Source organism: Saccharothrix sp. (genome assembly GCF_031180885.1).
GTDB lineage: Bacteria > Actinomycetota > Actinomycetes > Mycobacteriales > Pseudonocardiaceae > Actinosynnema.
On the sequence record NZ_JAPSLK010000001.1, the window covers coordinates 620,091 to 638,737 of the forward strand.

Genomic DNA, 18,647 nt, shown 5'->3' on the forward strand with positions numbered 1-18,647 from the left:
CCGTGGTGGCGCGCCGCCCCTGTCCGTGCTGGTGGAACCAGCGGAAGCGGAGGGATTTGAACCCCCGGACGGTTGCCCGTCTCCCGCTTTCAAGGCCGGCTTCCATCGTCCCGGGTCGTCCGTAGCCGACCGTTTCCGCAGCTTACGTGCCCACGGTCGTTCGCCGTAGTTCATGTCCGTCCGGGCTCGTTGCTACACGAGTAGCTACACCCCGTCTGGGCGTGCAGTGCAGCACTGGCACGGCATGTACCCACCGCGATTGATCAACATGCGGTCTCTCGCCTGTGCGTAGGCTGTTCGCGTAGCGATGCGATCGGCGAGCTTCCGGCCTGCTTCAGGATGATGGACCCTGCTCTTCCCATGTTGGAGCGGTGCCGCGTTCGCCACCTCGGCGTAAGCCCGCTGCGCTGAATCTCTCGCCACGGCCGCCTCGACCAACGCTGCCAAGTCCTCTGCTTCAGACATCTGCCTTCCTCTACCTCAGTCCGGCCAGCTCCAGCGGCTGGGCACTGAGATCAAGTGGAACAAATGGCAAACAGGCCGCCCCCTGAGGCGAGTGTCGGAGCCGCTGGCCGCTGGCGCGAAGCGTCGGCGGGCGTCGATCGCCGTGCCCAGCGCTGTCAGGCCGTGTGACCGCGCGATCGTGCCGGGCGTGGACGCTGGAAGTGTTGAAGAGGCCGGCACGATCGCGCGGTCACACGGCCTGACAGCGTGGCGGCGCGCCGCCGGCTCGGCCACGTGCACCGACTCCGCGCGCGGCCGACGGGCAGAGCGAAGCGGGAGCCCGGCGTGCCGCGATGCGGGGAGTCGGTGCAACGTGCGTTGCACCCGGCCGCGCCGCCGCAGGCGGCGCGCCTTGATCCCATAGAGCGAAGTTCGGCAAGACCGAGAAACATGTACGTGGCAGAAGACGATGCGTTGACTAGCGTGGTGATCGGGCTGGTCGGTGGTCGACACACGAGCTTGCGCGGTAGCCCAGGGAGGGAGGGGTCATGCAAGATCTGCCAGATGATCTAAGTCGGTTTGATCATGACCTGGTGCTCGTGCTTTCGAAAGACCGACGAAAGCTGTCACTTAAAGAAGCAGTAGACATAATCCGACTTGAATCCGGCGAACAGGTCAACCTGGAGACAGTGATAGCGGAAGGGCGGAATCCGCTGGAATGGATCCAGCCGAAAGCCCTGTGGAAGTTTGACCACGCGACCCGTCGTGGCGTCCACTATGCGGTTATCCCCGACGAGCATGGCAGCTTTGTATTGTCGGCTTGGAGTACTGAGCACCGTGGCGTCTTTCACTTGGCAGCTACTGTCCCTGTTACTGATCCGCGATGGAAGAAAGTTGAGCGGTGGATTGGGCGGGCCACGCCAAACCTTGTTCCCTGCTTCCTGAATCACGCAGATTTCGCCGACATCGGAGCTGCGCTTGCCAACCTGGGTGAGGCTGAGGTGAGTCGGCTAACTGCGCGCAGTCTGCTAGACCAATCATCTACAACTCGTGGCTGGAAGAGTCGTTCGGATAGCTTGCGGCCAACGCCGATAGACGCCATCGGCGAGGCGGAGGCCAACCATACTTCCGTTAGAACCATGACTATCAGGGTAGGTGACATTCTTAACGTTCACCTCCGCAGGTTGGCTGGTGCAACCTTCTACTCGGGGCGCTTCGAAGTATTCGAAGCAGAGGTCTTGACACGCCTCGCTGCCGCAGTGGCGTCTCGTCGTAACCTAATGGGCAACCGGCAGCGAAGGATTGGCGCGCCAATGGGTGCCCCGATCTCGATCAAGCTTCCGGGTCCGTTCCTCGGCGCAGAAATCGACACCGGTGAAGTCCTCTCCACGTTGGAGGAATTTAGTCAGACCAGCATTGCTGTCCTTCATCGCAATCCGTACCTCCATGTCGTAGTGACTGATTACTCCGATGGATCGAATTTCGATGTGTTTGTCACAGACCCTGAAACTATCGAGATCTATCCCGGATATCGCGCTAGCTTGGGGTCCCTTACGAGATTGAGTCAGCGCTTGGGGGAGAGGTTCCTCGCGACAGACATTCGTGAGGCAGCGGACGAGCCCGTGGTCAACCTCAGCGATCTTGTGGCGAGCAGGTAGAACATGGCTGACGAGATGGCACCATCTTCCCGAGAGCGAAGACTTCTCGAGACCTACTCCACATATGATGAGCACGTCGATGTGATATCGGCCTTCGAGTGGATGTTCACCCAAGTGAAAGATCTTGCCGCTACCGTGCGCCATTTTGAACGGTTCCCGAAGATCGCCATAGGACGCAAGGTTGAATTGACGCCAGACTTCACCGTTCTCTTTTCTGATGGTAGTGCGATTGTTGGAGAAATTGCAAAAATTGCCGTCCACGAAAATAGCGTCGATAAATTATGTAGACAGCTTGGCAATTACGACGCGCTCACCTCTGTTCCTGTGGCCCGAGGCGAGTTGGCGAAGGTTGAACAGGTCGACGTACTTCAGCTTGTGAACGTTCGTGTCGGATACGCCGCAGTGCAGCGGATTATTGTAGACCGGTATACAAATGCGGCGCATCCATATAAGCCGTCCCGTGCGCCGACCATCGTTCAGTACGCACGAGATAGGGAGGTCTACACCTTCCAGCGCATCCTGCATCCGGATAACGGTGACGTGGTCCGGGGCGAGCGGACGCCGAACATAGGTGACTACCTTGATCAAGGCTTGAACATTAAGGCCGCCCACTTCGTGAAAATCAAAGCGGAAAGAGCCTTGATAAACGATCAGGTCGATCCGCTTTATATGGCAACGCACCTGTGGGCGAAGACTTGGCCCAGTATGTATGGAGTTGGGTCAACAGACATCGTGATAAAGCCGGCAGAGACCGCTGATGTGCTGCGTAGGCAGCACGGTGTCGGACGTGCGCTCGATGTCAAAAACGCATTGGAGTTACTGGAAGCTGCGGGGCTTGCGGCCAAAGAGGACGCTGGCTCCTGGCGTATTTCGAGGAAATTGCTTGGGCGAAGTGGTGATCGGGAAGTGCATTCGATCATCGCCCGAAGGGCGTGTGCGCCGAAAGCCCCAAAGAGTGTTGTTTCGCAGAAGAGGCTAACTGTCTCCGAGGTTGAGCAGGGAACTCTTTTTTGAGCGGCTAACACGCCTCTATATGGCGCGAAGGACATTCGCCATGTTCGTCACGACTACATCAGAGCCTGCCGTTGTAAGCGACGATACCTTGCTTGTCTTGTTGGCATAACCGATTGTGTGTGTCTGGGCAGCTTGGGCGGCTTCGATGTCGGTGACCGAGTCGCCGATAAGCGTGCACTTCCAGGGTGGAGACTTAAGTATCGTTGCGGCCTGCCGGACGAGGTACGGGTTCGGCTTCAACAGTTCGAAGTCGGATTGCGTGCGAGCCGATACCGTAAGTACGAGCGGCATGAGGTCGTGGCGGTGGAGGTAGGTGTTCACGGCTGCGCGTGAGTTGTTGCTGACTATCGCTAGCCTGCGGCCGGTCGCGTGCCAGGCTTTGATCAAGTCGTGTGCGCCTGGGGTGGGTGGCGCGGTGGCGGCTGCTTCCACCTCATGGGCTTGTAGGGCGGACTCGATGTAGCGAGCGTCCTTGCTGCTGAGGGTGGCGGCGTAGGTGAGGATTTCGAACGGGTCTTCGGTCTTCTCGACCTCGGCGGGCAGCTCTCGGTGGCCACCCCCAGCGAGTACTTCGCGCAGTTGGTCGGCGACATGCTGGGCGGGAAGGTTGGCGAAGATCGCGCAGACCGGGCCGTCAAAGTCAAGCAATAGCGCGTCTGTGGTCGCCAGGATGTGGTGCAGAACCTCGGGGTCGTCCAGAGGCACATGGTCGGTGGTCACCGCTTGTACTCCGTTGCGATGGTGTTCCACAGGCTGTCGAACCAGGTTCGGGCCTGCTCGACGTACTGACTGCCGGTGCTGGTGTCATCGTCGTTGGCGCTGTGGTGGAAGAGGATCGCGTCCTTGCCCATGAGGTCGTAGATCGCCTGGGTCTGTCCTCCGAGAGAGAGGACGTGTTCGCGGACGGGGTAGAAGCCGAAGAAGGCTTCGTCGTTGTTGATCAGGTAGAGCTTGAACAGCGGTGCGGCGGGGTGCACGCGGACCTCTGCGGTGGCTTCCTTGACCAGGCCCAGTGCGCCTAGCTCGGTGACGTTGTCGACGATTGCCAGGGTGTGGCGGCGCATGATCTCGGCGGCGCGTTCGCGGAAGGCGGGGCTGTCGGCCTGGTCCTCGACGGTGCAAGGGACGGACCACGGGACAGTGGGGTCGGGCACGAGGATGCGGACGTGGACGGACTCCGGGGTGAGTCGGCCGATGCGGATCTTGTCCAGGGGTTCCTGGATGACGCCGTGCAGGGTCTCGCCGGAGAAGCCGGCGAAGTCGATCGTGACGTGGTCCTGCTCGAAGGCTCGTTCGATGTGGGGGCGCAGGCCGACCGGGCGCTCTGTGCGCTCTCGGACGAAGACGCCGCTGCCCTGTCTGGAGACGATCAACCCTTCGTCGCGCAGTTCGCGTAGGGCGTTCTGCACGGTCATCGGGGCTACGTCGTACTTCTTCGCCAGCTCGGCGCGGGAGGGCAGCTTGTCGCCGGCCTTGAAGACCTTGGTCAGGATGGCGGCCCTCAGCGCGTTCGCCACCTGCACGTATGGCGGTCGCGGGTCGTTGGGGTCGAGTGCCATGCCGTGTCCTCACGTCGGTAGTAACTGCCTAGCTGCGTACAGCTCTGTACGCATCTGTTCGCAGTATGTTCGCGCGCGAACATGCAGCCTGTCTAGCCAGCCTAGGGAGCTAGCTGGCTGTACCGCTTGACTTGTCTAGCCAGGCTGGCTTACCTTGTAGTTGTCTAGCTCGGATAGGCGGGCTAGCTGACGACGGAGGTAGCTAGTCATGGCGGTTCCGTACGGCACGCGGTTCTCGGCGTCGTTCGACCAGGTCTTCCCGCAGGGCGCGCTGATGGTTGGTGAGGTCGCGCCGGACATGGAGTACCTGAGCGCGGAGGACCGTGGGCGCGGCAAGCAGGCGAAGCAGCGGGTGGACGAGCGCACGGGTAAGCGGCAGTGGAAGGTGGTCGTCACGGACCCGTCCGCCGAGAAGGAGCGGGACGCGTCGGTGACGGTGACGATCCTGGCGGACGTTCAGCCGGTGCCGCCGCAGTCCGTGCAGGTCATGCCCGGTGTCGAGGTGCGGCCGGTCTCGTTCGAAGGGCTGACGGTCGAGCCGCGCGTCATGGGCGACAAGTTCAAGTACCAGGGGTTCACGATCCGGGCCACGGGCATTGCTTCGCCGCAGGTGGGCGGGGCTCCGAAGCGGTCCGGCGAGAAGCCGGCCCAGGGCGAGCAGAAGGCGGCCTGACGTGTCGCGGCCGTCTCGTGAGGCGGTCGCCCGGTGGAACACCGCGTACGCGGAGCAGACCGAAGCGTTGTTCGCCGCTGCTGCCTCGGACGAGCCGGCGGCGGCGCTTCGGCTGGCGGTTGGTTACTCGGCGGTGGCGCAGGCGTGGCGGATCTTGGCCGCTGATCTCGCCGTGGCCCTGTGGGCTCGTCATGCCTGTTCCATCGCCGCTGAGGAGTTCGAACGGCGGGCGCGTGTCGAGCAAGCCCGCGTCAACCTGATCGACCCGAACAAGGGGGCCGGTGGTGGCGCAGCCGAAGAAGCGTGACCTGTGGAAGCTTGCGATGGAGTGCGAAACGTTGGCGCAGGTGCATGAGGCGCTGGGCAAGGTGATGCCCGCGCCTGACGCTGGTCCTGCGAGCTGGCGGACGTTCTACCGGCACAGCGCCAAGGCGTACGCGCGGATCGCGGAAGTGGATCGGGGGCACCACCACGAAGCCCTGTACTGGGCGTCCCGTGAGCGGGCGAACGGAGAGGCGATCAAGGGCGAGTCGTCCACATCGGACGCTGATTGACGGCGGTCGGGCGGGTGCTCTGGGTGTAGTGCCCGCCCCTTGCCGACACAACTGAAGACGATCACTGACCTGTTGGTGGTCGTCGGTGAACAGCCCTAAGTCTTGGCGGGCCTGGAACTGTTCAGCCGACGACATGCCGACCGGGTTTCTCGCGCGCTTTTGTTGTCACACAAGGGGTTCCGGTCATGTCAAGGGTAAGGGCTACGGGGGGCCGTGCGTCAAGTCGGCGTCCCTCGACTGCGTGGAAGTTGCCCAACGGGCGGCGGTGTGGCGGGTGCAAGCGGTTCGGTGTCTTCGCCCCGAATCAGTTCACGTGCTGCCGGTGCCTGGGGTGGTTGCCGCTGATCTTCATCGTGCGTACGGGTGGTGCGCGATGAACGGCGGGAAGTGGGTTGATCCGGCTCCGTTCGAGGGTGCTCGGCCTCGGGTGCCGTGGTGGATGTTGTTGCCGGGCAAGGTGAAGTGGCTGGCGGGCCTACTGGCCTTGGTGTGGCTGCTGCTCGTTCTCGTCGTGCGCTTGGTGCTCCTGGTCGTCCGGTACCCGGTGGCCACATTGGTGCCGGCGTTGGCGGCCTGGTGCTGGTGGCGGTTCGGGCTCTCGCCGCTGGTCCTGGCGGTGTTGTCGCTGGTCTGCGCCTTGACGGTCTGGTACGGGCTGGCGCGGGAGTCGTTCCTTCGGCACTGCTGGTACCGGGTCGTGACGGAGTGGCGGCGGGTGACCGTGTACGTGCCTCGCTGGCGGACGGTCGTGCGGCTGGCTGAGCTGTCCAAGGACGCTCGGGGTCGTGAGCACCGCCCCAGGTTGCGGCGGGTGCGGTCGGAAGGCTGGCGGGACCGCGTCCGGGTGCGGATGATCCCGGCCCAGTCGCCGGAAGCCTGGGAGCTGCGGCGGGACGGCTTGGCGCACTCCTTCGGAGCTCGGTCGTGCCGGGTGCGGGTGCTACGTCCCCGGTTGTTGGAGCTGGACTTCGTGCACCGTGATCCGCTGCTGCGGCCTCTGCCGGTCCCGGCCCTGGTGGACTCGGCGGAGGTGGATCTGCGGCGGGTGACAGTCGGCCGGACGGAGAACGGCAAGCCGTGGCGGCTGCGGCTGCTGGGCTCTCAGGTGCTCGTGGTCGGTGTGCCGGGTGCGGGTAAGGGCTCGGTGTTGTGGTCGCTGGTGTGGCAGCTCGCCCCGGCGGTCCGGGCGGGCCTGGTGCGGCTGGTGGGGATCGACCCCAAGGGCGGGATGGAGCTGGGCCAGTGCCCGGACGCCTTCGACCGCGTCGTGTACGACAACGGCCCGGACGCCGTCGCGCTGCTGGAAGAGATCGCCGCTGAGGTCAAGGAGCGGGCCAACCGGTATCGGGGCATACGCCGGCTGTGGGCGCGCTCGACGGGTGAGCCGTTCACGGTGCTGGTGGTGGACGAGCTGGCGGACCTGATCGCCTACCAGCCGGATAAGCAGCTCCGCGAGCGGGCGGCGCGCGCTATCCAGACGATCACCTCTCAGGGGCGGGCTCCTGGCTACGCGGTGGTGGGGCTGGTGCAGGACCCGCGCAAGGAGGTCGTGAGCTTCCGGCACCTGTTCACCACGCGGGTGGCGCTGCGGCTGGATGAACCGCAACAGGTGGACATGGTGTTGGGGGACGGTGTCCGGCAGCGCGGGGCGGCGGCGCACGAGATCAGCGAGAACACGCCTGGCGTGGCCTGGGTGAAGACGGACGGGCAGCGCGAACCGGACCGGGCTCGGGCCTTCCACGTCACGGACGCGGACCTGGTCGAGCTGGGCTTGTTCCTCGCCCCGGCGATCGTGCACGAGTTTCCCGGCCAGCCTGGCGGTAGCGAGGGTGGTGCTGCGGCATGAGCGGCGGGACTCGCGCGGAGCGGATGCGTCAGCCGATGGCGCTTGACGTGGTCAAGGCTGCGGCTGAGCAGCACGGGGTGTGCGTGCGGCCGTTCACGATGGAAGTCGAGGACCGGGAGAGCTTTGAAGTCCGGTACGTCGCGGTGCCCTGCGGCTCGACCATCGAGAGCGTGTGCGGGCCGTGTGCCAAGAAGGCGAAGGCGTTGCGGATGGCGCAGTGCCGGGAGGGCTGGCACCTGGCGGAGGAGCCCGACTTCACGCCGGACCCGCCCAGCCAGGATCAGAAGGAGCTGCTGACCTTCCGGGCGGACCTGGTCAAGGCGTACCGGGACGCGGTCGAGGACGGCCAGGCGGGCGACGCGGACGAGCTGCGGGACGAGATCCACTCGGTGGACGCGGAACTTCGGCAACTCGGTGTGCGGGGTCGGCTGCCCTCACCGGACCTGCCTGCCAAGCGGCCGGTCAAGCGGTCCACGAAGCGGCGGCAGGACGCGCCTGAGCTGCCTCGGCGGCGGGTCGAGAAGCGCACCGTGGGGCGGGAGTACGCGGGGCGGTTCCGGCCGTCCATGTTCGTCACGCTCACGCTCGACACCTACGGGCGGGTGCGTGATGACGGGACGCCGGTGGATCCGGACGCTTACGACTACCGGCGGGCGGCTCGGGACGCGGTGCACTTCGCCTCGCTCGTTGACCGGTGGTGGCAGAACCTCCGGCGGGTCGCCGGGTGGGACGTGCAGTACTTCGCCACCGTCGAACCCCAGCGTCGGGCCGCTCCGCACCTTCATGCGGCATTCCGCGGTTCAGTCCCGCACGACGTGATCCGGCTCGTTACTGCGGCTACCTACCACCAGGTGTGGTGGCCCAGCCACGACGAACGGGTCTACGGCGGGGAGCGCCTGCCGGTCTGGGACGGCAACGCCAAGACGTTCGTGGACCCGGACACCCGCCAGCCGCTGACCACATGGGAAGACGCGGTTGAGGCGGTGGACGAGCCGGCGCACGTGGTGCGGTTCGGACGCCAGGTGCACTCCAAGGGCATCCTCGGCGGCACCGAAGAAGCCGGACGCCACATCGGGTACCTGACCAAGTACCTCACCAAGTCGATCGGTGAGGTGGTCGAGCAGAAGACGGACAGGCAACGGCGGCACGCGGACCGCCTGGCGGACGAGCTGGCCGTCACGCCCTGCTCGGACCGGTGCGCGGTGTGGCTGCTCTACGGGGTCCAGCCGCGCAACGCGGGCTCGCGCATGGTGCCGGGGCACTGCAAGGGGCGGGCGCACCGCCGGACCACCCTCGGCCTGCCCGGCCGGCGGGTGCTGGTCTCGCGCAAGTGGTCCGGCAAGACGCTCGCGGACCACCGCGCGGACCGGAAGCGGTTCGTCCTGGAAGCGCTCAAGGCTGTCGGCATCGAGAAGCCGGAACGGGACACCTCGCACCTGTCCTGGCACCTGGTCCGGCCCGGCGACCCGAACGTGCCACCACGGGCGCACCTGCTCATGCACGCCATCGCCCAACGGGTCACGTGGAAAGCGGAGTACGACCGCGCCTTGCTCGCGGCTGGCAGTGCACCGCCGGATGTTTCGGCAATTCCGGATGCTGCTTGATCAACGGGGGATGAGATGAACGACGAGCTTTACCGCGTGGAAGAGGTCGCCCGTGCGCTGAGGATCGGGCGGACCAAGGTGTTCGACCTGATCAGGGCCGGTGAGCTGACCTCGGTGAAGATCGGCGGTAGTCGCCGCATTCCGGTCAGCTCGGTCCGGGAGTACCTCTCCCGGCTGATCGGGGAGGCCGCGTAATGCCCAGGGGAAAGCGTTCGAACGGTGAGGGGTCCGTCTACCAGCGCAAAGACGGGCTGTGGGTCGGTGCTGCCTATGTGCTCACCACCACCGGTCACCGGAAGCGGGTTACTGTTTCGGCAACTCAGGAAGAGGAGGCGTGGCGGAAGCTCCGGAAGAAGATCGCCGATTCGGACGCGGGCATTCCGGTGTCGGCGGAGAGCTGGAAGGTGGAGAACTACCTCCGGTACTGGATGGACAACGTCGTGGCGACCAAGCGCCCTCGGACGGTCGAGGGTTATGCGGCCGTCGTCCGCCGGCACCTGATCCCAGGTCTCGGCGCAAAACCCCTTAAGCGGCTCTCTGCGCAGGACGTGCGGACGTTCCTTACCCGGCTCCGCCACGACTGCCGGTGCTGTGCGGACAAGATCGACGCCAAACGGCCGAAGGAGGCTCGGCGGTGCTGTGCGGTGGGGAAGTGCTGCCGCCTGGTGCTGTCCGACCGGACCATCCAACAGGTGCACGCCGTGCTCCGGAATGCCCTCCAGCACGCGATGCGGGAGGAGATCATCCCGCGCAACGTCGCCAAGCTCGTGCAGGTCAAGTCACCTCGGTACGACGTCCACCGGGGTCTCGACGCGGACCAGGCGCGCAAGCTGCTCAAGGAGGCGGAAGGGGATCGGCTGGAGGCGCTGTACGTCCTGGCGCTCTACCTCGGGATGCGGCGTGGCGAGCTGCTGGGCCTGCGGTGGACTGACATCGACTGGGACGGGTGGGATGAACGCTGCCGGGAACACGCTGACGAATTTTGCGAGGACTGCGCTGACCTGCACTTCCCGAGTCTGGAGGTCCGGCAGACACTCCAGCGCGTGGGTAAGCAGCTCGTGTTCGTCCCGCCGAAGACGGACCGGTCGGAACGGGCTACGCCGCTGCCCCGACTGGTCGCCGAAGCGCTGATCGAGCACTGGGACCGCCAGGACGATGAGGCGGAAGCGGCCGATGCCTGGGAGGACTCCGGGCTGGTCTTCACGACACCGCAGGGCGGGCCGATCGACCCGACCTACCTCCGCGCCTCCTGGTACCCGCTGCGCAAGCGTGCGGGCCTGGACGGCGTGCGCTTTCACGACCTGCGGCACTCGTGTGTAACCCTGCTCCTCCGCCTGGGCGTCCCGCCGCACATCGTCCGGGACATCGTCGGCCACTCGGCCATCGACGTGACCATGACGATCTACGCAAGCGTCTCGCTGGAGGACAAGCGGGAGGCGCTGAAGAAGCTCACCGAAGAACTCGGCTGAGCCCGTTGCTACACCCGTTGCTACATGGAGGGGGTGCGGAAGTCCTCAATGGACGTACCGCACCCCCTCCTACCTGCGGAAGCGGAGGGATTTGAACCCCCGGACGGTTGCCCGTCTCCCGCTTTCAAGGCGGGTGCATTCGGCCGCTCTGCCACGCTTCCCCGAAGGTGTCGCGGGCTGAGAGGTTACCCGTCCAGGGTGCGCAGGTGCGTGATGACCCGGTCGAAGACCTTCGCCAGCACCTCCTGCTCCTCCCGCGACAGCAAGTCGATCATGTGTTCCCGGACACCCTCGACGTGCGTCGGCGCCGCGCCCTCCAGGGTCTTCATGCCCTTCTCCGTCAGCTCCGCGAAGACGCCCCGCCCGTCCTCCGGGCACTCCCGGCGCACCAGCAGCCCCTCGCGCTCCATCCGGGCCACCTGGTGCGAGACGCGGCTCTTCGAGGACGCCACCTCGTCCGCCAGCTGCGACATCCGCATCCGGTGGCCGCGCTGCTCGGACAGGCGGACCAGCACCTCGTAGTCGGCCAGCGACACCCCGTGCCGGTCCTGGAGTTCGCGGTGCAGTCGGTCGGCCAGCATGGAGGCGCCCACCACGTAGTTCCGCCAGGCGCGCATCTCACCGTCGTCGAGCCAGCGCGGCTCCTGCTCAGTCACCCCACCAGGCTATGCCCGCGCAAGTTCCGTTAACGGACGATCCACGCAAGTGTCTGGTGCACGTCAGGTTGGAAAGGCAAACTCCCTGACCTTGGTGCGCCCTTCCTACCGAGGGCGCCGTCAGGGAGGAACCCCCTTATGACCTCGTTCAGACGGACCACGGCCGCGCTCGCGCTCGCCGCCGTGTCCGGGCTGGCCGTCACCCTCGCGCAGGCCCCCGCCCAGGCCGAAGACAAGGCCTCGCGCACGGTGGACGTCCGCCTGATCGGCATCAACGACCTGCACGGCAACATCGAGCCGCCGTCCGGCTCGTCCGGTCGGGTCACGCTGTCCGACGGCTCCCAGGTCACCGCGGGCGGCGCCGCGTACAACGCCACGCACATCAAGAACCTCCAAGCGCAGGTGCGCAACTCGGTCATCGTCGGCCAGGGCGACCTGATCGGCGCGTCGCCGATCGTGTCCGCGCTGTTCCACGACGAGCCGACCATCGAGATCCTCAACACGGTCGGCATGCACGCCACCGCCGCGGGCAACCACGAGTTCGACGAGGGCTACCAGGAGTTGCTGCGCATGCAGCGCGGCGGCTGCCACCCGGTCGACGGCTGCGACTTCCGCGAGTCGTACGAGGGCGCCGACTTCCCGATCATGGGCGCCAACGTCACGCTCGCCAAGAACGGCCGGCCCGCGCTGCCCCCGTTCTGGGTGGAGTTCCGCGACGGCATGCCCATCGGCTTCATCGGCATGCCGCTCAAGGACGTCCCGATCCTGGTCGACCCGAACGGCATCAAGGAGCTGAAGTTCGGCGACGAGATCGCCGCCGCCAACCGGTACGCCGACCTGCTCAACTGGCTCGGCGTGAAGTCGATCGTGCTGCTCATCCACCAGGGCGACAACACGCAGGGCGGCGGCCCGGACGACTGCCGCCTCAACGCCACCAAGGGCCCGGGCCAGATCATCGCGGAGAGCGTGTCCCCGAAGATCGACGCGGTCTTCTCCGGCCACAGCCACCAGCACTACAACTGCACGGTCAACGACCCGGACGGCAACCCGCGCCCGTTCATCGAGGGCCTGGCGTTCGGCCGCGAGCTGTCCGTGGTGGACCTGAAGATCGACAAGCGCAGCCGGGACGTCATCCGCTCCGAGACCAGGGCGCGCAACCACATCGTCACCCGCGACGTGCCGGCGGACCCGGAGGTCCAGGCGATCATCGACCTGGCCAAGGAGAAGTCGGGCCCGATCGCGAACCAGCCGGTCGCCAGGATCGGCGGGGACATCGTGCGCGCCGCGACCCCGTCCGGCGAGCAGCCGCTGGGCCTGCTGATCGCCGACTCGCAGCTGGAGGCGACCAAGGGCAACGGCGCGGTCCTCGCGCTGATGAACCCGGGCGGTGTCCGCGCGGACCTCACCTACGCCTCCTCGCCCGCCGGTGAGGGCGCGGGCGTGGTGACCTACGGCGAGGCGTTCACCGTGCAGCCGTTCGGCAACATCCTCCAGACGGTCACGCTGACCGGCGCGCAGATCAAGGCGGCGCTGGAGCAGCAGTGGCAGGTCGTCAACGGCGCGACCCGGCAGATCGTGCTCCAGCCGTCGGCGGGCCTGACCTACACCTGGTCGGCGTCCGCGCCGATCGGCTCGAAGGTGTCCAACGTCGTCCTCAACGGCGCCCCGCTCGACCCGGCCGCGAACTACCGGGTCACGATCAACTCGTTCCTCCAGGGCGGCGGCGACGGCTTCTCCGCCTTCACCGGCGGCACGGAGATCACCGGCGGCGGCATCGACCTCGACGGGTTCATCGCCTACCTGAAGGCGCACGACGGCATCACCGCCCCGGCGACCGGTCGCATCACGAACGTGGCGTGACGACACGCGCGGTGAGCGGGCCCGCAACGGTCCGCTCACCGTGCGCGACAACCGTCCCACTGAGACGGATGAGGATCGTTTCACCAGTTCAGGGCCACGGTGAACGGTTGAATAACGCGCCGATCAAGCGCATCCTTGGGGGTGGACCTGCCGCGAGGTGTTCCAACAGCAAGAACCTCCGCGGGCACGCCCGGAAGGGGTAGGTGGTGCGGTGCAGAGAAGTCCTCGCTGTGGCGATCCGCGTTCGGCCGCAACCCCGCGGGTGGGATGATGGTGCAGAGCGTCCCGGTCGCGATCGTGAGCGGTTCCCACGAGGTTTCGAGCGCGCGGCGCTCCGGGCGTGATGGGCGCGTACGACGCTGTTGACCCCGGTGCGAATCCTGGTGTCGTCTCGCACGTCGGCACCGGCCGAGGTCCACGCCACCTCGTCACGACCGCGGAGAACGTCACTCCACATAAGGAAGAAACCCGGGTGCGGTGCCGGCGACGTCGGGCTCCGCACCCGGGCGTGTCCACGCGTCCGCCAACCGTTCACCGACACGGTGTCCGCGACGGTGATCGCGGTACCCGAGTGCGGCTATCGTGATCGGCGCCGTAAGGGTGCGCGGTTGGAGGACAGCGTGCAGTTCAACGAAGATGCCGAGCTGGACACGTCACAGGTCACCGACCAGCGGGGCGTGGGCGGACGCGTCGCCCTGGGCGGCGGTGGGCTCGGGATCGTCGGCCTGATCATCTACTTCGTGCTGTCCCAGCTCGGCGGCGGCGTCGAACTCCCAGCCGGCTCGGGCTTCTCCGACGTGGGCCGTGACCAGCAGGTCGGCTCGGAGTCCATCAAGCAGAAATGCCGGACCGGCGCGGACGCGAACCGCGAGGCCGACTGCCGCGCGGTGGCCTTCATCAACTCGATCCAGAGCTTCTGGACCGACCAGTTCGCCCGCTCGGGCAACACCTACCAGCCCGCCCAGACGAACTTCTTCTCCGGCGGCGTCCAGACCCGCTGCGGCAACGCGTCCTCGGCGGTCGGCCCGTTCTACTGCCCGGCCGACGCCCAGGTGTACATCGACCTGAACTTCTTCCAGGAGTTGCAGCAGAAGTTCGGCGCGACCGGCGGCCCGTTCGTGGAGGCCTACGTCCTGGCCCACGAGTACGGCCACCACGTGCAGAACCTGCTCGGCACGTCCGACCGGGTCCGCACCCGCAGCGGCCCGAAGTCGGACGCGGTACGCCTGGAGTTGCAGGCCGACTGCTACGCCGGCGCGTGGGCCAACCACGCCACCACGATCCCCACGGCCTCCGGCAAGCCGCTCATCACCGGCGTGACGCAGGAGGACATCGAGGCGGCGCTGGACGCGGCGGCCCGCATCGGCGACGACTTCATCCAGCGCGAACTCGGCGGCGGCCGGATCGACACCACCCAGTTCACGCACGGCACGTCGGCCCAGCGCCAGAAGTGGTACACCCTCGGCTACGAGACCGGCGACCCCGCCCGCTGCGGCACCTTCGACACCGACAACCTGGGCTGACACCGACAACCTGGGCTGACACCGACAACCTGGGCTGACACCGACAAACCGGGCTGACACCGACAAACCGGGCTGACACCGACAAACCGGGCCGACACCGACAAACCGGGCTGACCGGCCGCCTACTCCCCGCCGAGGGCGGTCACCGCCCGGGCCAGCAACGCCCGCAGCGTGACCCGCTCCTCCTCCGAGAACTCGTCGGCCAACCGCCGCTCCACCGCCGACGCCCGCACGTCGGCCGTCTCGAACGTGCTCCGACCCGCCTCGGTCAGCCGCGTCTCCAAAACATTCCGGTGGACCTCGTGCGGAACCCGGGCGATCAAGCCGCCCGCTTCCAGGTTCCGCAGGATCGTCGTCATCGTCTGCGGCGTCACCCGGCACTTGCGGGCCAGTTCGGCCGCTGACACGCCGGGGTTCTCGCTGAGCACCAGCAAGGTCGCGTACTGCGCCACGGTCAGCCCCGCCGGCCGCACGGCCTGCTGCTTGGCCTGCATCAGCGCGTGTTCCGCGTGCTTGATGTCGCCGCCCAGGCGCTCCTCGAACGGCATGCCCATGGTCGCCATCGTAGTAACCCGTTGACGACTATCAGAGTTCTGATCTAACTTCGTCCACGTACTCACCTACGAGGACGGAGCATCATGCGTCTCCTGATTGCCCTGGTCGCGGCTCTGCTACTGGTCGCCGCGCCGGCACAGGCCACCCCGAAGACCCACGTCATCACCGGGCACTCGGCCGAACTCCACCCGGAAGGGATCACGTGGGACCCGGTCCGCCGGACGTTCCTGGTCGGCTCGATCCGCCACGGCACCGTCGAGGTCGTCCGCCGCGACGGCACCACGAAGACCCTGGTCCGCGACCCGCGCATGGTCTCGACGTTCGGCATCCACGCCGTCGGCACGAAGCTCTACGTCACCTTCGCCGACATCGGCCTGGGCGCCCGGTCCACGGCCGACACCACTTACAAGTCCTCCGGCCTGGCGGTCTACGACCTGGTCACCGGCCGCCTCCTGCACTTCGTGGACCTGGCGATCGGCGAAGGCCGGCACGGCGCCAACGACGTCGCAGTAGACCGGCGCGGCAACGCCTACGTCACCGACCCGGCCTCCGACGCGATCTACCGCGTCGACCCGTACGGCCGCGCCACCGTCCTGCACCGCGACCCGCGTTTCGGCAGCACCACCATCGGCCTCAACGGCATCGCCTGGCACCCGTCCGGCTACCTGATCGCGGGCCGCTACGACACCGGCACGCTCTTCAAGATCCCCGTCGACAACCCGGCGGCGTTCACCGAAATCACCACCGACACCAACCTCACCGGCGCCGACGGATTGGCCCTACGCCCCGACGGCAGCCTCGCGGTCGTCACCAACAGCCTCGGCGCACCCGGCACCAACGCCGTCACCGTCCTCCACTCCACCGACAACTGGCACACCGCCCACACCACCCACCGCACCGCCCCGTGGGGCGACGACGAACCAACCACGATCGCCCATTCGCCGCACGGCAGCTACGCAGTGGACGGAAACGTCGGCGCACTCCTCACCGGCACCACGTCCGACACCTTCACCCTGCGCGAACTGTGATCGGGAAACCCTTTCCTGATCTTGCCGGTCAAGTAGCTCCCGCCGGGAAGAACGTGAGCACCTGCTCGGCGGCGGCATCGGGGGACGTCGGCAACCCGCAGCGGGCAAGGGTCTCGACCGCACTTGGGTTCGCCGCCGTCGTGAGCGGCAGGCGCCGGACGGCGTGAGTTCGGTGGCGGGGGCGCGGTCCGGGTGGGCCGCGCCCCTTTGTCGTGCGGGCCACACCGCGTTCGTCCGCCCGGAGTGTTAGCGTCGCTAACCAACTGGCCGAGTGGGGGTGGACGTGACGACGTTGGAGGCGATCCTCGTCGTCCTCGCCGGGGTCTTCGCGGGTGGCATCAACACCGTGGTCGGGTCCGGCACGCTGGTGACCTTCCCGGTGCTGCTGGCCGTCGGGTACCCGCCGGTCACCGCGAACGTGTCCAACAGCCTCGGCCTGGTGCCCGGGTCGTTGAGCGGCGCGTTCGGCTACCGCAGGGAACTCACCGGGCAAGCCGGCCGCGTGAAAAGGCTGCTGCCCGCGTCGGTCCTCGGCGCGATCGTCGGCGCGGTCCTGCTGGTGACCCTGCCGGAGGACGCGTTCTCGGCGATCGTGCCCGTGCTCATCGCGATCGCGCTCGTCCTCGTCGTGCTCCAGCCCTGGCTCAACCGCAAGCTCGCCGAACGGGAACGGCACGAGCACGGCGGGCTGTCGCTGTGGGTCGGCGTGTTCCTCGCGGGCATCTACGGCGGCTACTTCGGCGCCGCGCAGGGCGTGCTGGTGATGGGGCTGATGGGCGTGCTCATGGACGAGCACCTCCAGCGGATGAACGCCCTCAAGAACGTGCTCACGGCCTTCGTGAACCTGGTCGCGGGCATCCTGTTCATCTTCATCGCCGACGTGGCGTGGCTCGCCGTCGCGCTGCTCGCGGTCGGGTCGGTCATCGGCGGCCAGATCGGCGCGAAGGTCGGCCGCCGACTCCCACCGACCGCCTTGCGGGCGGTCATCGTGCTGGTGGGAGTGGCGGCCATCGTCCAGCTCCTCGTCAAGGACTAGAACGACTTCGCGGCGGCCAGGAAAGCGTCGTTCTCCTCCGGCTCGCCGATCGTCACCCGCGCCCCGTCACCGACGAACGCGCGCACGATCACCTTGTGCGCCAAGCAGTGCTCGTTGAACGCGGCGGTGCGCTCGCCCAGCGGCAGCCACACGAAGTTCGCCTGGCTCACCGGCACCTCGAACCCGGCGGCGATCAGCTCCGACCGCACCCGCGCCCGCTCGCCGACGATCGCCCGGCACCGCGCCATCAGCTCGTCCTCGGCGTCCAGCGACGCGATCGCGGCCACCTGTGCCAGCGCGTTCACGCTGAACGGCACGTAGACCTTGCGCAGCGCCTCGGCCACCTGCGGCGAGGCCACCGCGTAGCCCACGCGCAGCCCGGCCAGGCCGTACGCCTTGGAGAACGTCCGCAGCACCGCCACGTTGTCCCGGCCCGCCGCCCACTGCCGCTTCGCCAGCTCCACGCCGTCCGGGATCGCGTCGTCGTCCACGAACTCCCGGTAGGCCTCGTCGATCACGACCAGCGCGTCGGCGGGCGCCCGCTCGATGAACCGCTCGATCTCCTCGGTGCGCAGCGCCGTGCCCGTGGGGTTGTTGGGGTTGCACACGAACACCAGCCGGGTCTTCGGCGTGATCGCGGCGGCCATGGCGTCCATGTCCAGGCCGTGGCCCGCGGTCAGCGGCACCCGCACCTGCTGCGCGCCCACGACCTGGGTGATGATCGGGTAGGCCTCGAAGGACCGCCACGGGAACACCACCTCGTCGGCCTCCGTGCAGGTGGCCTGCACCACCTGCTGGCACAGCGTCACGGAGCCGCAGCCGACGGCCACGTGCTCCGGAGCCACACCGAGTTTCTGACCCAGGCGCGCCACGAGGTCGGTGGCGGCGGTGTCGGGGTAGCGGTTCACGGCGGTGGCCGCGTCCGCGATCGCCCGCACCACGCTGGGCAGCGGTCCGGCCGACACCTCGTTGCTGGCCAGCTTGATCGCGCCGGGGATGGTTTTGCCGGGCACGTAACTGGGTAGCGCGGAGAGGTCTGCGCGGGTTCGCACGGTCATCCGAGGACTCCTTCCGGTTCTGACCAGGACGTTAGCCGCTCAAGACCCGGATGGGGCATAGCCGCCGTCTGGTTGCTCACGTTGACTGCCGTTCACCCCCACGTGGAAGG

General features: G+C 67.1%; 18 protein-coding genes and 2 tRNA genes. 13 read left to right on the plus strand and 7 right to left on the minus strand.

The genetic code is table 11. From position 1 onward, the window contains the following. Positions 1-41 precede the first annotated feature (41 nt). A tRNA-Phe gene (locus RIN75_RS03085) sits at positions 42-137 on the minus strand. An 855-nt stretch (positions 138-992) separates the two neighbouring features. Between RIN75_RS03085 and RIN75_RS03090 the strand changes: the two genes are divergently transcribed. After that, positions 993-2,102, plus strand: a complete 1,110-nt coding sequence (locus RIN75_RS03090) for a hypothetical protein (RefSeq protein ID WP_309110187.1) — start codon at positions 993-995, stop codon at positions 2,100-2,102. Between the two features lie 3 nt (positions 2,103-2,105). Continuing rightward, the gene (locus RIN75_RS03095; RefSeq protein WP_309110188.1) at positions 2,106-3,116 is read left to right on the plus strand and encodes a hypothetical protein; all 1,011 of its coding nucleotides are present in this window, start codon (positions 2,106-2,108) and stop codon (positions 3,114-3,116) included. Positions 3,117-3,131: 15 nt separating this feature from the next. On the opposite strand, the gene RIN75_RS03100 is transcribed toward RIN75_RS03095, so the two are convergent. Both RIN75_RS03100 and RIN75_RS03105 read right to left on the minus strand, forming a co-directional pair. Then, positions 3,132-3,836, minus strand: a complete 705-nt coding sequence (locus RIN75_RS03100; protein ID WP_309110189.1) for an HAD-IA family hydrolase — start codon at positions 3,834-3,836, stop codon at positions 3,132-3,134. Further along, on the minus strand, positions 3,833-4,675 hold the full coding sequence (locus RIN75_RS03105; protein WP_309110190.1) for a winged helix-turn-helix domain-containing protein: 843 nt from the start codon (positions 4,673-4,675) through the stop codon (positions 3,833-3,835). Before RIN75_RS03105 ends, RIN75_RS03100 begins: the two co-directional genes overlap by 4 nt. 208 nt (positions 4,676-4,883) lie before the next feature. Between RIN75_RS03105 and RIN75_RS03110 the strand changes: the two genes are divergently transcribed. The 7 genes from RIN75_RS03110 to RIN75_RS03140 all read left to right on the plus strand — a co-directional run bounded on the left by RIN75_RS03110 (position 4,884) and on the right by RIN75_RS03140 (position 10,821). After that, entirely contained in the window at positions 4,884-5,348 is a 465-nt protein-coding gene (locus RIN75_RS03110; protein WP_309110191.1) for a hypothetical protein, read from the plus strand. 1 nt (position 5,349) lies between these two features. Continuing rightward, positions 5,350-5,655: a hypothetical protein gene (locus RIN75_RS03115; protein WP_309110192.1), complete on the plus strand. Its 306-nt coding sequence runs from the start codon at positions 5,350-5,352 to the stop codon at positions 5,653-5,655. Positions 5,656-5,671: 16 nt separating this feature from the next. Then, entirely contained in the window at positions 5,672-5,902 is a 231-nt protein-coding gene (locus RIN75_RS03120) for an AMED_5909 family protein (protein ID WP_309110193.1), read from the plus strand. 427 nt (positions 5,903-6,329) lie between these two features. Next, positions 6,330-7,748 (plus strand): FtsK/SpoIIIE domain-containing protein, encoded by a 1,419-nt coding sequence (locus tag RIN75_RS03125; protein ID WP_309110194.1) that lies wholly within the window; start codon positions 6,330-6,332, stop codon positions 7,746-7,748. After that, positions 7,745-9,352, plus strand: a complete 1,608-nt coding sequence (locus RIN75_RS03130; protein ID WP_309110195.1) for a replication initiator — start codon at positions 7,745-7,747, stop codon at positions 9,350-9,352. The genes RIN75_RS03125 and RIN75_RS03130 overlap by 4 nt, the downstream gene beginning before the upstream one ends. A 15-nt stretch (positions 9,353-9,367) precedes the next feature. Continuing rightward, a complete protein-coding gene (locus RIN75_RS03135; RefSeq protein ID WP_309110196.1) occupies positions 9,368-9,547 on the plus strand; it encodes a helix-turn-helix domain-containing protein in 180 nt (59 codons plus the stop codon). Next, entirely contained in the window at positions 9,547-10,821 is a 1,275-nt protein-coding gene (locus RIN75_RS03140; RefSeq protein WP_309110197.1) for a tyrosine-type recombinase/integrase, read from the plus strand. The genes RIN75_RS03135 and RIN75_RS03140 overlap by 1 nt, the downstream gene beginning before the upstream one ends. 76 nt (positions 10,822-10,897) lie before the next feature. Here the strand turns inward: RIN75_RS03140 and RIN75_RS03145 are convergent. Then, positions 10,898-10,982 (minus strand) — tRNA-Ser (locus RIN75_RS03145). A gap of 24 nt (positions 10,983-11,006) precedes the next feature. After that, entirely contained in the window at positions 11,007-11,477 is a 471-nt protein-coding gene (locus RIN75_RS03150) for a MarR family transcriptional regulator (RefSeq protein ID WP_309110198.1), read from the minus strand. Positions 11,478-11,615: 138 nt separating this feature from the next. Here RIN75_RS03150 and RIN75_RS03155 point away from each other — a divergent pair, with 138 nt between their 5' ends. Continuing rightward, entirely contained in the window at positions 11,616-13,337 is a 1,722-nt protein-coding gene (locus RIN75_RS03155; protein ID WP_309110199.1) for a bifunctional metallophosphatase/5'-nucleotidase, read from the plus strand. A 620-nt stretch (positions 13,338-13,957) separates the two neighbouring features. Then, complete coding sequence (locus RIN75_RS03160) at positions 13,958-14,860, plus strand: neutral zinc metallopeptidase (protein WP_309110200.1); 903 nt, start codon at positions 13,958-13,960, stop codon at positions 14,858-14,860. 122 nt (positions 14,861-14,982) lie between these two features. Here RIN75_RS03160 and RIN75_RS03165 read toward each other — a convergent pair whose 3' ends face one another. Then, positions 14,983-15,414 carry a MarR family transcriptional regulator gene (locus tag RIN75_RS03165; protein ID WP_309110201.1) on the minus strand — a complete coding sequence of 144 codons (432 nt, stop codon included), beginning with the start codon at positions 15,412-15,414 and terminating at the stop codon, positions 14,983-14,985. Between the two features lie 84 nt (positions 15,415-15,498). On the opposite strand from RIN75_RS03165, the gene RIN75_RS03170 reads away from it, so the two are divergent. Then, complete coding sequence (locus tag RIN75_RS03170) at positions 15,499-16,443, plus strand: SMP-30/gluconolactonase/LRE family protein (RefSeq protein ID WP_309110202.1); 945 nt, start codon at positions 15,499-15,501, stop codon at positions 16,441-16,443. A gap of 283 nt (positions 16,444-16,726) precedes the next feature. Next, a complete protein-coding gene (locus tag RIN75_RS03175; protein WP_309110203.1) occupies positions 16,727-17,479 on the plus strand; it encodes a sulfite exporter TauE/SafE family protein in 753 nt (250 codons plus the stop codon). Here the strand turns inward: RIN75_RS03175 and hisC are convergent. Next, the gene (gene hisC / locus RIN75_RS03180; RefSeq protein ID WP_309110204.1) at positions 17,476-18,537 is read right to left on the minus strand and encodes a histidinol-phosphate transaminase; all 1,062 of its coding nucleotides are present in this window, start codon (positions 18,535-18,537) and stop codon (positions 17,476-17,478) included. The two genes, RIN75_RS03175 and hisC, sit on opposite strands and share 4 nt — an antisense overlap. Positions 18,538-18,647 lie beyond the last annotated feature (110 nt).